Consider the following 4,708-nt stretch of genomic DNA (forward strand, 5'->3'; position numbering starts at 1 on the left):
AACTGATTTTAAGGATGTTCTCACTTGTTAAGAGAGGAGAAATGTATGTCGAGAATTATAGGAGAGCGTCATAAAAGCTAAGAAAAATTCCTAAAAAAGAATTTTTCTTAAAATAAATTTGCAATTGTGATAAACCTAGAATACGACCGTAGTGGAGAGATCTTTTAAATTTGATCTCAATAACTTGGTACAAAGATCTCTCCATTTCRCTGCGCTACAGTCGAGATGACGACCATTCTATTGGGTCAGCCATTGGTATCTGTCGAAGAACCTGCTTAATGCCTCGAAAGGCGTTTCGACAAGCTCTCCGTAGGAGTCCTTTGGACATTGTGGCAAATTCGGATGGAATTACAAATGTGATACTGCCTGTTTGATTTATTTTATAATGACTTTTTAACCTGCTTATCTCCAAATGGGCGAACATTACCATTCGCTTTTATACCAAAGCGTGATGGCAGGTTAGATGAACAACAAACTGCAGGCTTATATTTTACTTTCACCTGAGTATTGCGCTTCACCGTATCATTTTTACATGCAAAAAGCAAAGTGCAGCTCAGAATCAGAATTGGCTTAATTACCTTCATCTATTTTTCAATTTCCGACCAATCAAAACGCGGATTTTCTGAGGGTGTTTTAGCCTGCTTCATTAAAACATAAAGCGCTTTAACAGTTTCAGGATTTTTTGCCGCAATATCATTCTTTTCACCAATATCGCTTTTTAAATTATACAGTTCCAGCTTTTCGGCAGTTCCTTTGTCTTTAAAACGGATCAACTTCCAGTCGCCTTTGGTTACAGCTTCTTTTAGGCGCTCTCCAAGGGTTGGCAATACATCCCAAAAGGCCCATGGCGTTGGATTAACCTGACCTGCAGCGATTTTGCCCGGCGCTCTTACAATTAACGGTACACGGATTCCACCTTCATAGAGATCTCTTTTTACACCCCTAAACTCGCCGCTGCTGTTAAAAAATACAGGATCGGCACCGCCTTCTTTGTGCGGACCGTTATCACTGGTAAAGAAAATATAAGTATCGTTATCCAAACCTAATTTCTTGATCAATGCAACAATAGTCCCCACATCAGTATCAAGTTTATTTACCATCGCCGCAAAAGCAGCATGTGGCTGCGCCTGACTATCATAGTTTCCTTTCTTCTCAAAAGGTGTTTCAGGTGGAAATTTACTCGAACCGTCTGCATTCTGGAACTTCTTCAATAGTTCTGCAGGTACTTTCAACTCTGCATGGGGAACAGTTAAAGGCAGATACAAAAAGAAAGGCTGGTCTTTATTCTCGTTAATAAAATCAACCGCTTTATTTACAATCAGGTCTTCAGTGTATTTTGCGGTATCAACAGGCACTTCTACTGTTTTACCACTAACAATTTCGTACAAACGGTTGGTGTAATATTCGTGTGCATGCGATTGATCCAGATATCCATAAAAACTATCGAAACCTTTTAAATGTGGCGCCCCCTTGCTGTCCTCATCGCCTAAACCCCATTTACCAAACATGCCTGTTTTATATCCGTTTCCTTTTAAACGTTCGGCCAAGGTGGTATCCTGTGCACGTAAAGCGGCAAGGCCATCTTTTGCTTTTGCATTGCCCCTAACCCAGGCATGACCCATGGTATAACCAGTCATTAAAGCACATCTTGAAGGTGCGCAAACGGTATTTCCTGAATAGAAACGGGTAAACTTAATTCCTTCTTCAGTGAGCTTATCCAGATTTGGCGTAGGGATTTTAGAATTGGGGTTAAAACTGTGTACATTACCATAGCCAAGATCATCAGCCAGGATAAAAATAATATTGGGTTTCTTTTTGCTTTGTGCTTGTACAGCAGTAAAACTGGCCATAAGTGTAGCAAAAGCTATAAATTTTAGAAGATTTATTATGGGAAAAGATTTCATAAACTCTTGTTTCACAGTGGTTATATTTTGGCAAATATAATTTTTTGCAAATAACCTACAAACTTACTAGACTTTTTATTTTACCTGCCCGAGATTATCGCAGACGCTTACTTGTAAATACTAAAATACAACTTCGTAACATTATTTAGGAATATTTTTTTTCTTTAAGCTAAGATTTTRTAATTTAGCCGATGCAAAATTGGTGCGGCTGATAAAATAGATGCAGTAAGCAAAACTTTACGCGTTAGGCGTGAAAGCAATTAATGTGGTGAGGTCTGGAAAACCTGTTCTCTAGAAGAGATGAAATCGAACTGACGAACATTTCTTTGGCAGACGCACCAATTTTTCATTCAATTTAAGTTAGGCGGCTAAATTGARGTACCGATATGCCTTTATGCCGTCTAAAACTCGTGCTAAAATTAGTGGTTTGTTCAAAACCCAATAGTTCGGCTATTTCATCAACCGTATAATCACTGTGAAGCAACAATTCTTCCGCCTCGCGCATAATCCGATCTTTGATGAGCACTGTTAAGCTTTTCCCTAGTACACGGTCTAAAAATTTATTCAATTTGCCAGTGCTCATCCCCATACCTTCCGCATAAAACTGAATGGACCTTTCTTGCTTATAAAATTGCTCCAAAATGGCCCTAAACCGTAATACCTGCTGTAAATCATCTAAGGTTAAAGCAGCGAGATAGCCGTCTAAGCCAGCCGTAAAACCCAGAAATAATGATAAGTATTGCGCTAAAAAGGACATATCTTTTTTAATATTGATTTCTTTTTTTAGCTGATCGAGCAAACTATAAGTTTTAGTTGATTTGTGCGGATCAAGATCCCTTAAAGACAAATTTAAGAAGAGATTCTTAGCCTGGGGATCCAAGTGCTGAAGTAAAAATTCGGCATATAATAAACTGCTAAAACTGAGCCAATAACCTGAGGTAATTTCTCCTTCGAGCCTAACCAGGCCCTCTTCCGGAATAAAAAATATCCTGCCGTTTAATAAGGGGTAATCGCCAGAATTCATGCACAAAAAGCCTTTCCCCTCACGTAAAATCAACATACGCATAGGGTATATTGCCTGCAACGCACGTTCTCTTTTAAAAAAACCGGTAATTGACTCTAGCTGTATCATAAACTTAAGGATAAACAACAGTAAGACCAAAGTTATCAGATTTGGTTACAAGTTGCTAAAATAATCTATTATAATGATTAAATTCTATCTGTAATACAGGCTATAAGAATCAAAGCATTAAACAATCATTAATCCTTCGGCTCAATGATTAGCACATTTATTGCAATTGATAGTGTTTGATGCAATTCGAAAGAAACCTTTAAACCCTTTTTTAGATTAAATCCATTTATTGGGCCGCTTTGATAAAACAGAACTTCTTCTCCAATATCGTTCCTGATTTTCCCAAAGCCTTCAGTTTCATTATAATAATCTATTGTTCCCATTTCTTTTGTCACCATTTCGACCTTTTGCGTTAACTAATATATAGCTAACCCAAAAAACTGTGCCAAATAATAAATAGACCGGTAATATAATGTAAAAAGAACCTGCTATAAGGCCTACCTATGCAGATAGCACCATCACCTTAATGGCCTCGATACCACTTTGTGTAAATTCTATTTCAAACTGAACAATATTATTGGGCTTTATCGGATCGATCACACCGCGGGCAAAAACACTCACTTCGCGCCCACCATTTGATGGAGTAATACTGCCAACGCCTTCTTTAGGATTATAAAACTTTACGGTACCTAATCTCATTGCACCATTAAATCAGTTTTACATCAACCGCATTGGGACCTTTTTTCCCTTGTGCTAATTCGAACTCTACCCGATCATTCTGGCTTATTTTATCGACCAAGCCTGTAACATGGACAAAAACTTCTTCTCCGTCTTCCGTTATAATGAAGCCAAAACCTTTAGATTCATTGTAAAATTTTACTGTTCCTTGCATTTAATTTAGATTTAATACAACAAACATACAAAAACTCAAAAAGTTTTAGCAATTAAATAGATTTCTATACCAAATCTATAGATCAAACGACAATTAATGATGATTTTAATATTCAGATAAACAAAGCACATATAAACAAAAAAAGTCGCAGACTGAATCAGCAACTTCGCTATTTTATTGCGTTACACTAAGTATTAACAAAGCGAATTTGGATCAAAAAACCAACGAAAACAAGCGCTCTTTACCAGCATCGGTATCACGATTGGCATAATATAAGGTAATACAAGTCTTTAATGGAAGAAATTTTATAAAACTGCCCCTATGAATAAGCGCTCATCTTACATTTATTATTGCACATCCCAAACAACCCTAAATATTATAAGGCTATTGTGAATACCAGAAAATGAATTCTTTTTTTATCCGGAGACCGAATTTTGCCGCATATCAAAATAAACCATTCGAAGAGAAAAATTTCTCTTGAAAAAAGTATTTGAAAATTGAACTAACCCTTTTTTCCGCTAAAAATCACAAAGAAAACACTAAAACCACCTAAAAGGAAAACTATTCCAAGAATCAAATTTACTTTATCGCCCATTCTGTAAGTTACAGATTAAAATCAGAATGACAATAGGCTGACACAAAATAATTCAAAAAACAACTTAAAGTTGTATGATTTTCATTTTTCATAGCTTTTTTACGCTGATTCCGATGAGTCCGGTTGATGATGGAATAAGCTGATAACTGACCCGATCGCCAATTTTAAGTCCTTCGAGCCTAAGAACCAGGACTCGCTTTTTAAGCTGATCATCTTCTAAAAAACAGATAGGCCTATCCTTATGA

The 4,708-nt window shown here is 36.8% G+C and carries 5 protein-coding genes; all 5 read right to left on the reverse strand.

Going from position 1 to position 4,708, the window contains the following annotated elements:
- Positions 1-584: 584 nt before the first annotated feature.
- A complete protein-coding gene (locus AC1DPQ_RS20170; protein ID WP_477610676.1) occupies positions 585-1,904 on the reverse strand; it encodes an arylsulfatase in 1,320 nt (439 codons plus the stop codon).
- 355 nt (positions 1,905-2,259) lie between these two features.
- Entirely contained in the window at positions 2,260-3,036 is a 777-nt protein-coding gene (locus AC1DPQ_RS20175) for a helix-turn-helix domain-containing protein (RefSeq protein WP_477610677.1), read from the reverse strand.
- A gap of 128 nt (positions 3,037-3,164) precedes the next feature.
- Positions 3,165-3,374 carry a S1 domain-containing protein gene (locus AC1DPQ_RS20180; protein WP_029279509.1) on the reverse strand — a complete coding sequence of 70 codons (210 nt, stop codon included), beginning with the start codon at positions 3,372-3,374 and terminating at the stop codon, positions 3,165-3,167.
- Positions 3,375-3,477: 103 nt separating this feature from the next.
- The gene (locus tag AC1DPQ_RS20185; RefSeq protein WP_215128475.1) at positions 3,478-3,675 is read right to left on the reverse strand and encodes a cold-shock protein; all 198 of its coding nucleotides are present in this window, start codon (positions 3,673-3,675) and stop codon (positions 3,478-3,480) included.
- Between the two features lie 7 nt (positions 3,676-3,682).
- A complete protein-coding gene (locus tag AC1DPQ_RS20190) occupies positions 3,683-3,868 on the reverse strand; it encodes a cold-shock protein (protein ID WP_215128477.1) in 186 nt (61 codons plus the stop codon).
- Between the last annotated feature and the right edge of the window lie 840 nt (positions 3,869-4,708).

It is taken from the genome of Pedobacter sp. 01T416_2 (genome assembly GCF_056398925.1).